This is a genomic window from Parabacteroides sp. AF19-14 (assembly GCF_003635485.1).
Taxonomy (GTDB): domain Bacteria; phylum Bacteroidota; class Bacteroidia; order Bacteroidales; family Tannerellaceae; genus Parabacteroides; species Parabacteroides distasonis.
Genome location: NZ_QTMJ01000010.1, coordinates 129122 through 146981 on the forward strand (window position 1 = coordinate 129122; position 17860 = coordinate 146981).

At 44.8% G+C, this 17860-nt stretch carries 16 protein-coding genes and 1 tRNA gene; 3 read left to right on the forward strand and 14 right to left on the reverse strand.

What is annotated here, in order from left to right:
• Positions 1 to 17 precede the first annotated feature (17 nt).
• Both DWX33_RS11885 and mazG read left to right on the forward strand, forming a co-directional pair.
• The gene (locus DWX33_RS11885; protein WP_122380461.1) at positions 18 to 2105 is read left to right on the forward strand and encodes a cytochrome c biogenesis protein CcdA; all 2088 of its coding nucleotides are present in this window, start codon (positions 18 to 20) and stop codon (positions 2103 to 2105) included.
• 70 nt (positions 2106 to 2175) lie between these two features.
• On the forward strand, positions 2176 to 2961 hold the full coding sequence (gene mazG, locus DWX33_RS11890; RefSeq protein ID WP_122380462.1) for a nucleoside triphosphate pyrophosphohydrolase: 786 nt from the start codon (positions 2176 to 2178) through the stop codon (positions 2959 to 2961).
• Between the two features lie 110 nt (positions 2962 to 3071).
• Here mazG and DWX33_RS11895 read toward each other — a convergent pair whose 3' ends face one another.
• The 13 genes from DWX33_RS11895 to DWX33_RS11955 form a co-directional block, all read right to left on the reverse strand.
• Positions 3072 to 3545 carry a hypothetical protein gene (locus tag DWX33_RS11895; RefSeq protein ID WP_005858783.1) on the reverse strand — a complete coding sequence of 158 codons (474 nt, stop codon included), beginning with the start codon at positions 3543 to 3545 and terminating at the stop codon, positions 3072 to 3074.
• Positions 3546 to 3591: 46 nt separating this feature from the next.
• A complete protein-coding gene (locus DWX33_RS11900; protein ID WP_009017030.1) occupies positions 3592 to 3984 on the reverse strand; it encodes a hypothetical protein in 393 nt (130 codons plus the stop codon).
• A 47-nt stretch (positions 3985 to 4031) separates the two neighbouring features.
• Positions 4032 to 4583 (reverse strand): RNA polymerase sigma factor, encoded by a 552-nt coding sequence (locus tag DWX33_RS11905; RefSeq protein ID WP_008772592.1) that lies wholly within the window; start codon positions 4581 to 4583, stop codon positions 4032 to 4034.
• A gap of 18 nt (positions 4584 to 4601) precedes the next feature.
• Positions 4602 to 4685 (reverse strand) — tRNA-Leu (locus tag DWX33_RS11910).
• Positions 4686 to 4828: 143 nt separating this feature from the next.
• Complete coding sequence (groL, locus tag DWX33_RS11915) at positions 4829 to 6469, reverse strand: chaperonin GroEL (RefSeq protein ID WP_005858786.1); 1641 nt, start codon at positions 6467 to 6469, stop codon at positions 4829 to 4831.
• A gap of 40 nt (positions 6470 to 6509) precedes the next feature.
• On the reverse strand, positions 6510 to 6779 hold the full coding sequence (locus DWX33_RS11920) for a co-chaperone GroES (RefSeq protein WP_005858788.1): 270 nt from the start codon (positions 6777 to 6779) through the stop codon (positions 6510 to 6512).
• A 189-nt stretch (positions 6780 to 6968) separates the two neighbouring features.
• Positions 6969 to 8399 (reverse strand): glycoside hydrolase family 30 beta sandwich domain-containing protein, encoded by a 1431-nt coding sequence (locus DWX33_RS11925; protein WP_122380463.1) that lies wholly within the window; start codon positions 8397 to 8399, stop codon positions 6969 to 6971.
• Between the two features lie 125 nt (positions 8400 to 8524).
• On the reverse strand, positions 8525 to 9880 hold the full coding sequence (gene hisS / locus DWX33_RS11930; RefSeq protein ID WP_009017028.1) for a histidine--tRNA ligase: 1356 nt from the start codon (positions 9878 to 9880) through the stop codon (positions 8525 to 8527).
• Between the two features lie 176 nt (positions 9881 to 10056).
• Positions 10057 to 10743, reverse strand: coding sequence for a zinc metallopeptidase (locus DWX33_RS11935; protein WP_005868492.1), 687 nt, complete (start codon positions 10741 to 10743; stop codon positions 10057 to 10059).
• Between the two features lie 120 nt (positions 10744 to 10863).
• Entirely contained in the window at positions 10864 to 12135 is a 1272-nt protein-coding gene (locus DWX33_RS11940; RefSeq protein ID WP_057316735.1) for an adenylosuccinate synthase, read from the reverse strand.
• Between the two features lie 33 nt (positions 12136 to 12168).
• The gene (locus DWX33_RS11945; protein WP_022193204.1) at positions 12169 to 12630 is read right to left on the reverse strand and encodes a Fur family transcriptional regulator; all 462 of its coding nucleotides are present in this window, start codon (positions 12628 to 12630) and stop codon (positions 12169 to 12171) included.
• A 55-nt stretch (positions 12631 to 12685) separates the two neighbouring features.
• The gene (locus DWX33_RS11950) at positions 12686 to 13381 is read right to left on the reverse strand and encodes a DNA alkylation repair protein (RefSeq protein WP_005858799.1); all 696 of its coding nucleotides are present in this window, start codon (positions 13379 to 13381) and stop codon (positions 12686 to 12688) included.
• Positions 13382 to 13384: 3 nt separating this feature from the next.
• Positions 13385 to 15445: a dihydrofolate reductase gene (locus DWX33_RS11955; protein ID WP_199713295.1), complete on the reverse strand. Its 2061-nt coding sequence runs from the start codon at positions 15443 to 15445 to the stop codon at positions 13385 to 13387.
• A gap of 169 nt (positions 15446 to 15614) precedes the next feature.
• On the opposite strand from DWX33_RS11955, the gene mnmA reads away from it, so the two are divergent.
• A complete protein-coding gene (gene mnmA / locus DWX33_RS11960; protein WP_005868490.1) occupies positions 15615 to 16691 on the forward strand; it encodes a tRNA 2-thiouridine(34) synthase MnmA in 1077 nt (358 codons plus the stop codon).
• Positions 16692 to 16771: 80 nt separating this feature from the next.
• Here the strand turns inward: mnmA and DWX33_RS11965 are convergent, their stop codons facing one another.
• Positions 16772 to 17713, reverse strand: coding sequence for a ribose-phosphate pyrophosphokinase (locus DWX33_RS11965; protein WP_008772599.1), 942 nt, complete (start codon positions 17711 to 17713; stop codon positions 16772 to 16774).
• Positions 17714 to 17860 lie beyond the last annotated feature (147 nt).

Sequence of the window (17860 nt, forward strand, 5' to 3'; positions counted from 1 at the left end):
AGCAATAAATAATAAAAATGAAGAAACTCATCAGTTCGATCATGCTGGCGCTATTAGCGCTGGTAGCGCAGGCACAAATACTTACGCCTGTCAAATGGAAAATTAAACTAGACGACAAGGGCGGCGCACCCGAGAAAGAGATCGTCTTTACCGCCACGGCGGACAAAGGTTGGCACCTGTATGACATGAACCTGCCGGAAGGAGGTCCTGTATCTACATCTTTCACATTCGAGACATTGAATGGAGCTGAACTGATTGGTCAACCGGTTCCTTCTGTAAAGCCGACCACGGTTTACGACGAGCAATTCGCCATGAACCTTCGTTGGTATCCGGGTACGGTATCGTTCATCCAAAAACTAAAAATTACCGATCCCACTAAATTCAAGGTAGAGGGCGAGGTGGAATTTATGGCTTGTAATGACGAGACTTGCCTTCCCCCAGATCAAATACCTTTCTCTTTCGATAAGAAAAGTATCCATCTAGATCCAGCTCTGGCAGCTAATAGCTCGACTACAGAGGTGGATAAAGATGACGCCACGACCGTACAGCCGGATACGCAGGTCGTAGCGGAAGATGCTAGCGAGTTGAACACTCCGGACCCTGCCGCTAAAGAGACACCGGCTATGACATCTCCCAAAGCGTCCGACAGCTTAACCGATAGCCCGAATCTTTGGTCTCCGGTGATCGACCAATTGAAAGCGTTCGGTGATTCTACGGTATCGGCGGCAGATACCTCTTGGTTATTCATCTTCTTCGCAGGTTTCTTAGGTGGTTTGATCGCCTTATTGACTCCTTGCGTTTGGCCGATGATCCCTATGACGGTTAGCTTCTTCCTGAAACGTACGAAAGATCGTAAGAAAGCGATTCGCGACGCTATCACCTATGGATTATCTATTATCGTAATCTATTTGGTTATGGGCTTGTTAATTACCGGTATCTTCGGAGCGAGCGCATTGAATGATTTATCAACGAACGCGATCTTTAATATCCTGTTCTTCTTGTTGCTGGTAGTATTCGCAGTCTCCTTCTTCGGAGCCTTCGAGCTGGTATTACCTGCGTCATGGACCAGTAAATTGGATAGCAAGGCCGATTCAACGACCGGTATATTGAGTATTTTCTTTATGTCGTTTACGTTGGTATTGGTATCTTTCTCTTGTACGGGTCCGATTATCGGAACCTTGTTGGTACAGGCAGCTTCTATGGGTACGGCGGTAGGACCGGCTATCGGTATGTTTGGTTTCGCCTTGGCGTTATCCATCCCGTTCAGTGTCTTCGCCATCTTCCCGAATATGCTGCAAAGTATGCCGAAATCCGGCGGATGGTTGAATTCAGTGAAGGTCGTATTGGGCTTCTTGGAGTTGGCATTGGCTTTGAAGTTCCTTTCCGTAGCGGACTTAGCGTATGGTTGGCGTTTACTAGACCGTGAGGCTTTTATCGTGCTTTGGATCGTGATCTTCAGCTTATTGGGTGTTTATTTATTAGGAAAGATCAAGTTTAGCCATGATAGCGAAGTAAAATATGTATCTGTTCCTCGTCTGTTTATGGCGATTATCTCTTTCGCTTTCGCCATTTACATGGTTCCGGGACTTTGGGGCGCTCCGTTAAAGGCGATCAGCGCATTCGCTCCTCCGTTGTATACACAAGATTTCAATCTATACAAAAACGAGGTACACGCCGCGTTCGACGATTATGAATCCGGTATGGCTTATGCCAAGAAGGTAAATAAACCCGTCATGATCGACTTCTCCGGTTTCGGTTGCGTAAACTGCCGTAAGATGGAGGCTTCCGTTTGGACAGACCCTAAGGTGAAGCAAATGCTAGAAAATGATTACGTGCTAATCACTCTCATGGTAGACGATAAGACCAAGCTCCCGCAACCCATCGAGATCCAAGAGAACGGAAAGACTCGTAAGTTGAAGACGATCGGTGATAAATGGAGTTATTTGCAACGAAGCAAGTTCGGTTCTAATGCCCAGCCATTCTACATCTTATTGAATGACGAGGGACAGCCGCTCGGACCTTCATACGCATTCAATGAGGATGTTTCCAAATACATCCAGTTCCTTCAAAACGGATTGAAAGAATTCAAGAAAGAACAACAATAAAACACATACAGAGGGCCGGGTTCTACCCTGCCCTCTTTCTTTTACAATCATTATCGAATAAGTAAATAATATGGCAACTAGAGAAGAGAAGATGGAAGCCTTCGGGCAATTACTCGACATTCTGGATGAATTACGGGTAAAATGCCCATGGGATCGTAAACAGACAAACGAGAGCCTCCGCACGAATACAATCGAGGAAACCTATGAATTATGCGAGGCCCTGATGCGTGAGGATAACACAAACATAAAAAAGGAATTAGGAGACCTGTTATTGCACATCGTCTTTTATTCCAAGATCGGCGAGGAAAAAGAAGCTTTCGATATCAAGGATGTCTGCGACAGCCTTTGCCAGAAACTGATTTACCGCCATCCACACGTATTCGGAGATACCTCCGCCGATACCGCTCAAAAGGTAGAGCAAAGCTGGGAGCAGCTTAAGTTGAAAGAAAAGGGGGGTAACAAAACCGTACTGGAGGGTGTTCCCGCTTCCCTCCCATCCGTAGTAAAAGCGCATCGTATCCAAGATAAGGCCCGTAACGTAGGTTTCGACTGGGAACAACGTGATCAAGTATGGGATAAGGTACAGGAGGAATTTAATGAGTTGAAAACCGAGATAGACAGGATGGACGCAGATAAGATGGAAGCTGAGTTCGGAGATCTCTTCTTTAGCTTGATCAACGCTGCCCGCCTATACAAAATAAATCCGGACAACGCATTGGAACGCACGAACCAGAAGTTTATCCGCCGTTTTAATTATTTGGAGGAGCACACGATCCAAGAAGGTCGTTCCTTGAAAGAAATGACATTGGAGGAAATGGACCAACTATGGAATGAGGCCAAGGCCAAAGGCTTATAAAGCAAGGATAAGGGCAAAACAAAAGGGGAACCGACATCACGTCGCCACCCCTCCCTTAACTTAAACGCCAAAACTAAATCTAAACAAAAAACACAAATAATGATAATATTTTACTTTTTCTGTTTCTCTTCCTTCTTGTTGTCCCGGCCACTCTTCATGAAATTCCGGACAAACTTATATTCCGCATTTCGGTACTTATAGACCTTTTCGGGAGAAAGTATCTTCTTGAATCTCTCAAAATACTCTTTTTCCAACTGTGCCTCTTTTATCTCAACATCCAGACATTCGTCTATCACTTTGTTATAATCAGCATCTGTCGGATTCTCCTTATGTCGAATTTCTTTTGATAACTTACGACATTCACGACCTACCTCAAATTTTTTCTGTCGCAACTCATTGCATAAAGGAATAAATTGTGCAGCTTCCTCAGGTGTAAGGCCAACTTCAGCCGTAATAAAAGCATTCCGCCTTGCTTCGAATGCTTCTCTATCAAAATGTCTTTGCTCTTTCTTCTCTTGTGCCGTAGCATTGAAAGAGAGTAGAACCGAAATCGCCACAAATGTAATAAAAAATATTTTATTCATACAAGTATTATTACAAAAATCTTCGATAAAATTACTATTTTAAACTTTATTCAGAATAGGAAAGTTCCTCATCTAAGAGATAATTGGCGTACTGAGCTTCCAAATACTCCAAATACTCCTCATCTTCTTCCGCTTCAATAGCGTCTAAAGCCGTTGTCGGGACTTCCGTCCGGACCAGTAAAGAATCAGACGCAGTACTACCATCGGAACCGTTTATTCCCACGATAGCCTTGAAAAACAAACCAAGACCAGCGAATACCGCAGCCATGTACAACCACGGACGAACACGATCCATCAAGGAAATCCGTTTCGCCCTCTCCTCCGGCTTCTCGGGGAGCTGACTCATGATCCGCTCCGTAAGCCCTTCCATATACCCTTCCGGTACAGTGAAAGGATTAGTTCCTTTCAAGCGATCTAGGTTGTTTTCTTCTTTTTTCATACTTTTTCTCTTTTTATATTGCTTTGACAGCGATTCGGGCAAAAGGTTTAAACCTCTTTTGTTAAAAACTCCTCGATTTTTTTCACCGCATGATGATACGAAGCCTTCAAAGCCCCGACAGAGGTACCTAGTATCTCGGACATCTCCTCGTACTTCATCTCCTCGTTATACTTCATATTGAAAACCAAGCGTTGTTTCTCCGGCAAGGTAAGAATAGCGTTTTGCAATCTTACCTGTATCTCGTCACCATCGAAGTATTCATCCCCTTTCAAACGTTCCAGCAAAAAGGTATCCGCATCGTCGATAGATACGTTATTCATATTTCGCTGTTTGTTTAGGAAAGTAATGCATTCGTTGATCGCGATCTTATAAAGCCATGTAGATAATTTGGCCTCACCACGAAAAAGCTCGATGTTCGTCCAAGCTTTCAAAAATGTATTTTGGAGTAAGTCGTTCGCATCCTCATGATCCAGTACCATCTTTCGTATATGCCAATACAACTTCTCGCCATACAAGCTTACGACCTTGGCGAAGGCCTCACGTTGTCGGGCCGGGTCCCGAAGCTGTACTACAATTTCGTCTTCTGTATAGGATTGCATTTTTTCTATTTTGGGAAGTGCCCAGAACAGGACTCGAACCTGCACGATCGCAAAACCACTCGCACCTGAAACGAGCGCGTCTACCAATTCCGCCACCTGGGCTTTTTTTAATCATTCTGAAGCGCAACCTATCGGTATTGCGCATACAAAGGTAATCGTTTTTTCCAATTAGCAAGTAAATGAAAATAAAAAAAGCGACCGTCCCTTCCGGAACGGCCGCCCATATCATTAATCACGGGAGTCGATTACATCATACCACCCATTCCGCCGCCCATACCCGGGTTCATCGGAGGCATAGCCGGAGTCTCTTCTTTCTTCTCTGCGATCACACACTCTGTAGTCAAGAACATACCTGCGATAGAAGCAGCGTTCTCCAATGCTACGCGAGTTACCTTAGCTGGGTCGATTACACCAGCCTCGCACAAATTCTCGAAACAGTCCTTACGAGCGTTGTAACCGAAGTCGCCCTTGCCTTCCTTCACTTTCTGAACGATAACGGCACCTTCCTTACCAGCGTTAGCTACGATCTGGCGAAGCGGCTCCTCGATAGCGCGCTTAACGATCTCGATACCTGTAGTCTCGTCCTCGTTGTCGCCCTTCATGCCTTCCAATGCATCGATAGCACGGATATAGGCTACACCACCACCGGGCACCGTACCTTCTTCGATAGCGGCACGAGTTGCGTGCAATGCGTCATCCACACGGTCTTTCTTCTCTTTCATCTCAACCTCAGAAGGAGCACCTACGTAAAGAACAGCTACACCGCCGGCCATCTTAGCCAAACGCTCTTGCAATTTCTCTTTATCATAATCAGATGTCGTATTCTCCATCTGGATCTTGATCTGGCCGATACGAGCTTGGATAGCCTCCTTGTCACCAGCACCATTTACAATGGTAGTGGTATCTTTGTCTACCGTGATCTTCTCAGCGGTACCTAGCATATCCATTGTAGCACCTTCCAATTTCAAACCTTTCTCCTCAGAGATAACCGTACCGCCTGTCAATACAGCGATATCTTCCAACATAGCCTTACGACGGTCGCCGAAGCCCGGAGCCTTAACAGCGCAGATCTTCAAGGAACCACGCAGACGGTTCACTACCAATGTAGCCAAAGCCTCGCTGTCGATATCCTCAGCGATGATCAAAAGAGGACGTCCGCTCTGTACGGTCGGCTCAAGGATAGGAAGAAGGTCTTTTAATACGGAGATCTTCTTGTCATAAATCAAGATATACGGATTCTCCATCTGGCACTCCATCTTCTCTGTATCCGTTACGAAGTACGGAGAGATATAACCGCGGTCGAACTGCATACCCTCAACTACGTCAACTGTAGTTTCAGTACCTTTAGCTTCCTCAACCGTGATAACACCTTCAGTCTTCACACGTTGCATAGCCTCCGCGATCAACTTACCGATAGCCTCGTCACCATTTGCGGAGATCTTCGCTACATGCTCGATCTTCTCGAACTTATCACCTACAGCCTCAGCTTGGTTAGCGATGCTCTCTACAACCTTAGCGACAGCCTTGTCGATACCACGTTTCAAATCCATCGGGTTCGCTCCGGCAGTAACGTTCTTTAAACCGACACCAATGATAGACTGAGCCAAAACCGTAGCTGTAGTCGTACCGTCACCGGCGTTATCGTTTGTCTTGGAAGCCACTTCCTTAACCAATTGAGCACCCATGTTCTCGAACGGGCAAGTCAACTCAACTTCTTTAGCAACCGTTACACCATCTTTCGTGATGTGAGGAGCTCCGAATTTCTTCTCGATAATTACGTTACGACCTTTCGGGCCTAATGTTACCTTAACAGCATTAGCCAACTCATCCACACCTTTCTTCAAAAGGTCGCGGGCATCCATATCGTATTTAATCTCTTTTGCCATGATTGTATCTCTTTTTAATATTGTTGTTTATAAAAATGAATTAGATAATAGCTAAAACGTCTGCTTGGCGCATGATCAAGTATTTCTCACCATCTAGTTCGATTTCCGTACCTGCATACTTACCATACAATACGTTATCACCAACCTTTACAACCATCTCCTCGTCTTTCGTTCCGTTACCTACGGCTACAATCTCACCCTTTAAAGGCTTTTCCTTTGCTGAGTCTGGAATAATAATTCCACCTAATGTTTTCTCCTCCGCAGCGGCCGGCTTAATCAGCACGCGGTCTGCTAATGGTCTAATGTTCATTTTCTTGGTATTTTAAATGTTAATAATATTACGTTTTTAGTTTATGAACTTTGTGTTCACGCCTAAGTCTATGCGAATAGTGTGCCAAACGTATTCACCCGAGTTCGACTGACAATATTTCGGACGAAATAGACAAATATCCGAAGAGATAACTGACAACTTGTCTTTTTGCATCTCTCAAAAGGATTATCAATCGACCAGCAGCGTATTCATGGAATATGCTTTTACGATCGGAGTATAGACTCGATCGCCTATGCGGATGGAAAGGGAACGATCATCACTGGTCTCATTGGCGATAATCAAGGCGATACTGTTATCCGGGTTACGGAATGCCAGCAGATTCGTATAGGCTCCTTCCGTTTCTAATTTATATGCACCGGGCTGGACATAATGGCTGACATGTTTCATCACGTAGTATTCCGGAGTATATCGATAGCTCTTGGTTTGCGGATCTACGACAACCAATGAGTTTTGCGCCCATCCCCAACGACTGATCCCTCCATTTTCCAAAGATATATTCCAATACATATAGGCAGAAACGCCATTATCCAGAAAATGTCGCATCAACCCCCAAGAATACATGGCACCCTTCCAATCGTTCTTGCCATCTCCACATTCTTGCTCGGTTTGGTAAAGCTTCAACCCGGGATAACGTTTGTGGATTCCGGCGATAGCTCCCTTACCCGCCCATTGGAAACCGACACCTTTTACATATTTACCACTAGCGGGATCTGTCAATACCGTATCAACAAGCGACTCATTCGCACGTTCCATCGTGCCGAACATAATATCCACTCCTTGAACCTGCATGGCCGGCCCGAGATAATTACCGATAAAATTAGCCAAAGAAGCCGATGTCCAACAACAACTCGGGAATATTTGCGCAGAGTTGAACTCGTTCTGGGGCATTACGGCAAAGATTGGAATTCCGTGTTTCTTATAGGCCTCGATAAATTTAGAGAAATAGAGGGCATAGGCTTTCAGGTAAAGAGAGTCTTGGATAAACATATCCGTACCTTCATGGCCGACCTTATCGGCCGACAAACCATTTCGATACTTCTCGTCATAATTCTCACCCGTATAGGCTGAGGCATAGTGTTTGTTATATTTCATCCAAGCGGGAGGGCACCACGGGGAAGCCCACAAGCGTAAGTCTGGCTGATACTTCCGAGCGTTCTTGATAAAAGGGATCAACGTTTGTTGGTCATTGGCGATGGTAAAATGTTCCATCGTGAAATCACCGTCTACCTCATCATACGAATACCAATCACGGGAGAAATCATTTGCTCCTACAGGCATCCGGCAAATCGTGAAGTTGGCTCCGACTCCGGGGAAGAAAAGCTCTTCCATGATTTCCTCACGTACACTTGGCTCCAGCTTACTCAAGGAAAGCCAACCTAATTCATTAAAACAGGCTCCGAAACCATCAATTTGTTGTTGATGCTTTTCTGTTAGAATTGTTATATCAATATTAGGTATCGTATCCGCAAGGGCGGAGATCAGATCGGGTTGCTCAGCCCAAGGGGTATTCTCGGTTGTCGTTACCCACTCGGCCCGGGGGGTGAAAGAGCAGGAAGAAAGGTATAAAGATATTGAGAGTATAAAAACAGGTATTTTCATGGTCGTTTCATTAATTTATAAGTTTAGAACCATTTAAACACGGACTACACGGATGACACGGAACACACGGATAAATACTAATACCGTGTCATCCGTGTAGTCCGTGTTCCATAATCCACTATTCTCTAAAAGCGTTCTATCAGCTCCTCGATAGTCACAAGGGTTTGCTCACCCGTGAGCATATTCTTTAAGTTGATTTTATTCTCGGCCATCTCATTCTCTCCGACTATCGCGACGAACGGGATTTTCTTAGCGTCCGCATATCCCATTTGCTTTTTCATCTTAGTAGACTCAGGATATAGCTCTGTACGAATCCCCGCCTTACGAACCTTAGCGATCAGTGGCAATAAATAAATCTCCTCTTTCTGTCCGAAGTTCACGAATAGAAGCTGTGTAGTCTTCAAAGATCCTTCCGGATATAAATCCAATTGGTTCAATACATCAAAGATACGATCAGCGCCGAAAGAGAAACCGACACCAGATACGCCTTCCATGCCAAACACCCCTGTCAGGTTGTCATAGCGACCACCACCCGTGATACTACCGATCTGTACGTCCAAGGCTTTCACCTCGAAAATCGCACCCGTATAATAGTTTAAGCCACGAGCCAATGTCAGATCAAGCTCTAATTCCGCACGGATTGGCGTATGAGAGATGCGCTCCAAAATAAAATCCAATTCGGCTACACCTTTCAAACCAGTCTCAGACGCAGATAATACCTCTTTCAAGGTAGCGATCTTTTCTTGATTTGAACCCTGCAGCATAATGATCGGCTGCAAACGCTCGATCGCCTCCTCGGGTAAACCCTTGGAACGAAGCTCTTCATTCACGTTGTCCAAGCCAATCTTATCCAGCTTGTCGATAGCTACCGTAATGTCTACGATCTTATCCGCCTCGCCTATGATTTCGGCAATACCGGAAAGGATCTTACGATTGTTCATCTTGATACACACACGAATGCCAAAACGATGGAACACCTCGTCCATAATCTGGATCAGTTCCACCTCATTGATCAAGGAATCAGAACCCACAACGTCGCCATCACATTGGTAGAACTCCCGGTAACGTCCCTTTTGCGGACGATCGGCACGCCAAACCGGTTGGATCTGGTAACGTTTGAACGGAAAACTGATCTCATTACGATGTTGTACCACGTAACGGGCGAACGGAACGGTCAAATCATAACGCAAGCCTTTCTCACAAGCCTTAGCAGCAAATCTCAACGGGTTCTTTTCCATTAACTCCTCATCCGAGATACCAGCGAAACAATCACCGGAATTCAATATCTTGAAAAGGAGCTTATCCCCTTCCTCGCCATATTTACCCATCAATGTAGAAAGGTTCTCCATGGCAGGAGTCTCTATTTGCTGGAAGCCATACAAGTGAAATACTTCACGGATCGTGTTGAATATATAATTACGTTTCGCCATTTCCTCCGGCGAAAAGTCTCGGGTACCTTTGGGTATGGAAGGTTTTTGCATGATCTTATGTTTTAAATGATTATTCTGGCCGCAAAGGTAATGTTTTTTGCTCGAAATAAATAAGAAAATAACAATGCCCACTGTAAGGAGCTTACAATCGCAGTCATAAGCATCTTACAATGGGCATTCAAACATCCTTACAATGGGCATCCATGGAAAGCCTCTTCCGAGGCTTATCAATCCCGACTTCTTCCCCCCAAGAATATCATTATATAATATAATAATGTAGCAAGCGAACCTAACGCAGCGACCACGTACGTATAAGCGGCGGAACGTAAAGCATCCTCTGCCTTATCATGCGTATAAGCATTTGTTATACCGGCATTGCTCAACCACGCCAAAGCACGTTGGCTCGCATTGATCTCGACCGGAAGCGTGATAAAGCTAAATAGCGTAGTCGTAGCGAACAAGATTATACCGAATAACAATAACTGAGGAAACGTATGCAATAATAACATACCACCCAGCAACACCCATGTCATGATATTTGAGGCGAAACTAACAACCGGAACCAAAGCCGAACGCATTCTCAACGGAGCGTAAGCGGTAGCATGCTGCACAGCGTGACCGCACTCATGGGCGGCAACCGCGGCGGCGGCGATACTATTGCTATAATAAACCGACTCACTCAAGTTCACCGTCTGGTTAGCGGGATTGTAATGGTCCGTCAGATGTCCGGGTGTAGAAATCACCTTTACATCATAGATACCATTGTCATGCAACATCTTCTCTGCGACATCTTTTCCTGTCATGCCATTCGGCATAGGAATTTTCGAATACTTCTCAAACTTGCCCTGAAGACGGGATGACACCAGCCAACTCAATAGCGCAAATCCAATAAATATAATCCAATACATGCTCATAAATTTCTATCTTATTTAGTTTTATAAAACAACGACAAAAAGTTTGCCAAAGACAAAAATGGCAGGAGACACCCCTTGAGGAATGTGGTCTTCTGCCATTTTGTACGATTTATAACGAGTTTATTCTTCTGTATATCTGACAATCGTCTGTTCACGATCCGGTCCTACGGAAACGATCTTCACAGGCACACCCAGTTCTTCCTCCAAGAAAGAAAGGTAAGCGTTGAACTCCTCAGGGAACTCGTCCTCGCTCCGCATCTTCGTCATATCCGTCTTCCAACCCGGTAATTCCACGTATACAGGTTCGATCGTATCATCGATCTCATACGGGAACTCATTAGTCTCGACACCGTTCATCTTATAAGCCACGCAAGCCTTGATCGTATCGAAGGTATCTAACACATCACTCTTCATCATGATCAATTGGCTTACACCGTTGATCATCACGGCATATCTCAAGGCTACCAAATCAATCCAGCCACAACGGCGTTTACGTCCCGTAACCGCACCGAACTCATGGCCTAATTGACCGATCTTATCTCCCACCTCATCAAACAACTCGGTCGGGAACGGACCGCTACCTACACGTGTACAATAAGCCTTGAAGATTCCATATACCTCACCGATATTCCGGGGAGAAACCCCCAGTCCCGTACAACATCCGGCACAGATCGTGTTAGAGGAAGTCACGAATGGATAAGAACCGAAGTCTATATCCAGCATCGTACCTTGAGCGCCTTCCGCCAAGACCGACTTGCCTTCCTTCAAATAGTTATTGATGACATGCTCGCTATCAATCAATTTGAATTGTTTGAGGTAGTTCAAGGCCTCCAGCCATTGAGCCTCCATCTCGGTTATATCATATTCATAGTTCAATGAACGCAAGATCGCTTCATGTTTTGCTTTAGCGGCCGCATATTTCTCTTCGAAGTTATGCAACAAATCGCCCACACGAACACCGTTACGGCTAATCTTATCCGTATAAGTCGGGCCGATACCCTTTCCTGTCGTACCGATCTTTCCGGAACCTTTTGCGGCCTCGTAAGCGGCATCCAAGATCCGGTGAGTAGGTAAAATTAGGTGAGCTTTCTTAGAGATATAAAGCTGCTTGGTGATATCGTGACCACTCGCTGCCAATGATTCCGCTTCCTGCTTGAACAATAACGGGTCCAGAACGACACCGTTACCGATTACGTTTATCTTTCCACCTTGGAAAATACCGGAAGGAATCGAACGTAACACATACTTTTCCCCGTTAAACTCCAATGTATGTCCGGCATTAGGGCCTCCTTGAAAACGAGTTACCACATCGTAATTCGGAGTCAGCACATCGACAACCTTGCCTTTGCCCTCGTCGCCCCATTGCAATCCTAACAAAACGTCTACTTTCATCTTTTCTATATTTATTATAGGCTATTAATATTCTTATTTAACTGACCTTTGCAACTTAAACTTGCATTTACTGCATAGGCCATAAATGTACAAACAATAATACTCCGGCGTAAAACGAGAGACTTTCAAGTTTCTCATATCCGCTTTCAACGTACTGTTTCGCAGCTCCCGGATGGCCCCGCATCTCGTGCAAACCAAATGCAAATGCGTATCGGCATAAATCCTCAACTCATATTGCACCGACTGGACGGTTATTTGATGACGCACCACCAAACCGGCATCAACCAGTACATCCAACGTATTATAGAGTGTAGCCTTACTGACATGGAAGTTGTCTTGCTCCAACCGATCCGAAAGCATACACATATCAAAATGCCCGGGAAAAGCACATATCTCCTTGAATATAGCATATCTCTCCTCGGTTTTCCGCAGTTTCTTCTCCGTTAGATATTCGGTAAACAACGCACGTATTTCCGTATAAACTTTCGCTTCCATCTCCTAAAGACCGCACAAACGACAAAGTTAGCGCATTTATTTTAAACGCAAAGCCTTACCGATAATATTCAAACTCGAATTTTAATTCATTATAGATTTCTTGTAATTCCGGCGTGTTTCCCGCAGCCTCCTGAAATTCCTTGAAACCGTCTAGGATCCTTTCCGCATTCCCCTCGGATTGACGCCCATAAAACTTCATGGCTTGAATAGACGCTTGTTTCTCTTTCAGCGTAGATTTAAAATCCTTAGTCTCCGCTAGACTACTTAAGGTTTCTGCCAAGAAAGATCCTAAAACCACAGAAGATAAGCTGCCACCTCGCTTAAAATTCTCGGCCCAAGTAAGAAAGGCGACCGTGCGAGCGAACTCATTTTTCTTATCAGCAACCAGATCAGACGTGAAGTCCTCCATATAAGGCAGATGAACGAACAAGTTCCGGCAACAATGCTCCGCGATCTCTAAATAAGGAATCTCCTTGACCCAACGTTTCGCCTCATCCAAAGGCAACGTCTCGGCGGGTTGGAGAAAGGTCGCCAATATCTTAAACTCACGGATGTCTTCTTTCCATAAAGCCGCCGCTAGCTCTCCATTCGGTTTATGCTTACGGGCGATTCCCTTTATTTCGGGGTACGGAACCCCGAAATTTAACTTATATACGATACCTTTCTCACGCATACTCGTAGAAATCACCCCGTTCATCGCCAAACGAAGTTCCTTACGGATCTCCCTTATCTCGTCTTGTAAACTTTCCATCTATTAATCATTATAAGTCGGCAAGAAAGAATAATCACGGCCATAACGAAGCATCTGGTCCGTATAACCTTCCGTATAGTCTAAGACAATATCGGTAACCTCACCGTTAGAGTTCTTTACCTCTCTCATCACAGGGTTGACAAAACCTTTATAGGGAGCCAAGTTTAACTTAGCATAGCGCTCCAAGACCTCCGCATGCAACTCCGGATCTACTTTCACGCCGTATCCTTCAACAAGATTCTTTCCGGCCGCATAGTCACCCTCACTCTTGATACGTTGAATCTCAGCGAGCAATGTCCCAAACAACTCACGTAACCTTGGATAGTCATTCACAACCACATAGGTCTTTCCATTCCGTTTTTTCAGTTCGATCACATTCGCTTCCTTCCCTTTCTCGTAAGCCCACTTAGCGATCAACTGGCGGTTACGCATATGCGCCTCTTCTACATTCTTGCCTAGCTCGATGCGAACCAACTGGGTCATCAAGCCATTCATTATATATTTATAGTATTCCGACTTATAAGCCTCGCCGTCCGGAAGCAATCCCAGTTCCACCAGCTTCGGATCTGCCAAATAATACAGGCCAAACAAATCCGCACGGGTTTCCTCCAGTGTAGAGCTATAGGCTTTCAGCGCATCCGGGTCCGTATTTTCCAGCAATTTACCGGAACCATGTCCCAGACACTCATGTAAATCCGTATGTAGATTATCCGTTAAGAAACCGTACTGCCTCATACCGTTCCGCTCCACGTCACTCCAAACAAACTCTTCGCTAAAGCCATTTCCTTGAGACGCCTTATCATAAGCCTCCGTGATATTCTCTATCGTAACAGACTTCGAGCCATGATCCCTACGAATCCAATCCGCATTTGGCAAATTGATACCGATCGGGGTAGCCGGATAGCAATCACCTCCCAACATAGATACCGTGATTACCTTAGCGCTAACTCCTTTCACCTTCTCTTTCTTGAAACGCTTATCTACCGGAGAATGATCCTCAAACCATTGCGCATTATCACTGATGATTTTCGTACGCTTAGTCGCCTCCTTATTCGTAAAATTCACGGTAGACTCCCAGCTTGCTTTCATTCCTAACGGATCCCCATAAGTCTCGATAAAGCCATTCACAAAATCCACCTCCGAAGCTGTATCCTCTACCCAAAGGATCGAATAAGCATCGAACGTCTTCAAATCGCCCGTTTGATAATATTCGATCAATTTCCCAATGATCGCTTTCTGCGTATCATTCTCGGCGAAAGGCAAGGCTTGTCGCAATTGATCTACGATTTTTTCTATCGCGGCGGAATAAAGCCCTCCTACTTTCCAAACCTTTTCAACGACCGTACCGTTCTCTTTTACCAAACGGCTATTCAACCCGTAAGAGATCGGCGAGATCGTATCTTTTCCCATCTTCATTTGCGCATAGAAGTCCTCTACCTCTTTTTGACTAATGCCTCCCCCGTAATAATTATTAGAAGAAGCCTTGATCAGATCACCGTCACCGCTTTGTACGCTACGCTTTGACATAACACCCGGATCAAAGATTACCGGAGCGATCTCGATCATGAACTGATCCACGTTTTGATTCTCACGAAGAGGTAACTTCTTAGTGTCGATTTGGTGAATACAATCCATCAAGAACTCAGGAGAAAACCCCGGGGCAAACTTGTCCAACGCATAATGATGATGGATACCACTGGAGAACCACACCCGTTTCAAATAGGTTTCCAAAGCCTTGAATTGAGGGTCCTCCCGATCTCCCTTATAATTCGTATAAATAGCCTCCAGTGTCCTGCGGATCGCCAGATTATAGCGTCCATTCTGATCGAAGAATATATCACGTCCCATCAAGGCCGCTTCGGAAAGATGATATAATAGTTGCTTTTGTCGCAAGGACAGGGATTCGAAACCCGGAACTTTATAGCGAAGAATCTCCAGATCAGCGAACTGATCCACTACATAATTGAACTCCTTATCGGAATTTTGAGATGCCGTATCCGACTGTTGGCCTGTACAAGCCGTCATAACCATAGCTGTCATAAGCGATAACATTATTTTTTTCATACTTACTACGATTTGCTTTTCCTATAATATATTACATCTAAAGTACATAGTTTGAAGGCCCGCATTCCAATAAGGGCCAACCGCAAAGATAGAGAATATACAGTCAATATCAAAGGTTTGAGATTTTTTCTCTACTTTTGTAAGTTCAAAAGCAAAGACAAAAAAGAGAATGGAAATAGCGGCATTAGTTTCAGGAGGAGTAGACAGCTCTGTCGTAGTGCATCAACTCAAAGAGGCAGGATACGATCCGACCATCTTCTATATCCGTATCGGCATGGAAGACAAGGATGGCTATATCGATTGCCCGGCGGAAGAGGATATCGAGATCACCTCATATATCGCCCGCAAGTATGGATGCCGGTTCGAGATCGTCTCCTTACACGACGAGTATTGGGATCGGGTGGTAAGCTATACGATCGAATCTGTCAAACGCGGTCTTACCCCTAACCCGGATATGATGTGTAATAAATATATCAAGTTCGGTTGTTTCGAGGAAAAATGGGGCAAGGATTTCGATAAGATCGCTACCGGTCATTATGCCACGACCACGGAGATAGACGGCAAGATATGGCTTTCTACCGCCAAGGACCCGGTAAAAGATCAGACTGATTTCTTAGGGCAAATCACCCGCCTACAGATACAGAAACTCATGTTTCCGATCGGGCATTTAATGAAAAGCGAGGTACGTGCCATCGCCGAGGCCCAGAAATTGCCGAGTGCCAAGCGTAAGGATAGCCAAGGCATTTGCTTCTTAGGCAAGATTAACTACAACGACTTTATAGAGCGTTATTTAGGGAAACGCCCGGGAAAAATCGTGGAACTAGAGACGGGTAAGGTCTTGGGTAAACACAATGGATATTGGTTCCATACGATCGGCCAACGTAAGGGATTGGGATTAAGTGGCGGCCCTTGGTTCGTTATCCAAAAAGACATTAAGCGAAATATCATTTATGTCTCCAACGGCTACGACCCGGAAACGCAATATGGTAAGGTGATCAATATGCAAGGCTTCGATTTCATCACGGAAGATCCATGGGGAGAATTTGAGGGTGAGAAAGAAATCACTTTCAAGATCCGTCATACCCCGGAATTTACGCATGGCTACATCCGTCGTATCGGAGATCTATATCGTGTAGAATCCGACGAAAAGATTCAAGGTATCGCTCCTGGCCAATACAGTGTAATCTACGACAAAGACCATCACTTATGTCTGGGCAGCGGCATGATTATTGATGAGACCAAGTAACACATATTCAGATTTATTCTAAATAAAAAACGGTCGCCTCCAAAAAGAAGCGACCGTTTTTATTTTTCTATCTTATTCTATTAAATAGCATATAAAGAGCTGATAGACTCACCACTACATACACGACGGATCGCCTCTGCAAACATGTCAGCAACAGATAACACCTTTACTTTCTCGCATTTCTTAGCGTAAGGAATAGAATCCGTAAAGATCATTTCCGTTAAAGCGGACTGATCTACACGAGTAGAAGCCGGATCAGACATCACAGCGTGGCTGGCGATAGCACGAACAGACTTCGCGCCATTCTCCAACATCAAGTTCGCGGCTTTCGTAATTGTTCCGGCCGTATCCACCATGTCATCAACCAAAAGGACATCCAAGCCCGTCACATCACCGATAATACGCATCTCGGCCACCTCATTGGCACGCAAACGAGATTTGTGGCAAATGACCATCGGCAAGCCTAAATACTTAGAATAGCTGCTGGCACGTTTCGTACCACCAACATCCGGAGTCGCGATACACAAGTTATCCAAAGGCAAAGACGTCTTGATATAATCCAAGAATACGGAAGAAGCATATAAGTGATCCACCGGCACATTAAAGAATCCTTGGATCTGATCCGCATGAAGGTCCATCGTAATCAAACGATTGATACCTGCCGTGCTCAACATATCAGCGATCAACTTTGCGCCAATAGAAACACGAGGCTTATCCTTTCTATCCTGACGAGCCCAACCGAAGTAAGGGACTACAGCGATGATTGAATGTGCGGAAGCACGTTTAGCCGCATCAATCATCAGAAGCAACTCCATCAGATTGTCTGAATTAGGGAATGTAGATTGTACTAAGAATACATCTCTACCGCGGATAGACTCTTCATAAGAAACAGAGAACTCACCATCGGCAAAGTGCTGGATATTCATCTGTCCCAGAGGACAACCTAAACTGTTGCAAATTTTCTCTGCAAGATACCGGGAGTTCGTTCCCGAAAACACCAAGAAAGGAGTTTGTGCACTCATTATTCCGAATATTTATCTTAAAGTGAATAGATTTGAATTGTGCCGCAAAAGTACAAAACTTATTTACAATAACCTCTTTATATTTGGAAAACTTTCGCAGTTTGTAGAACTTAAATCAAAGGAAAAAGTCACCTAGCTTCATCGGGC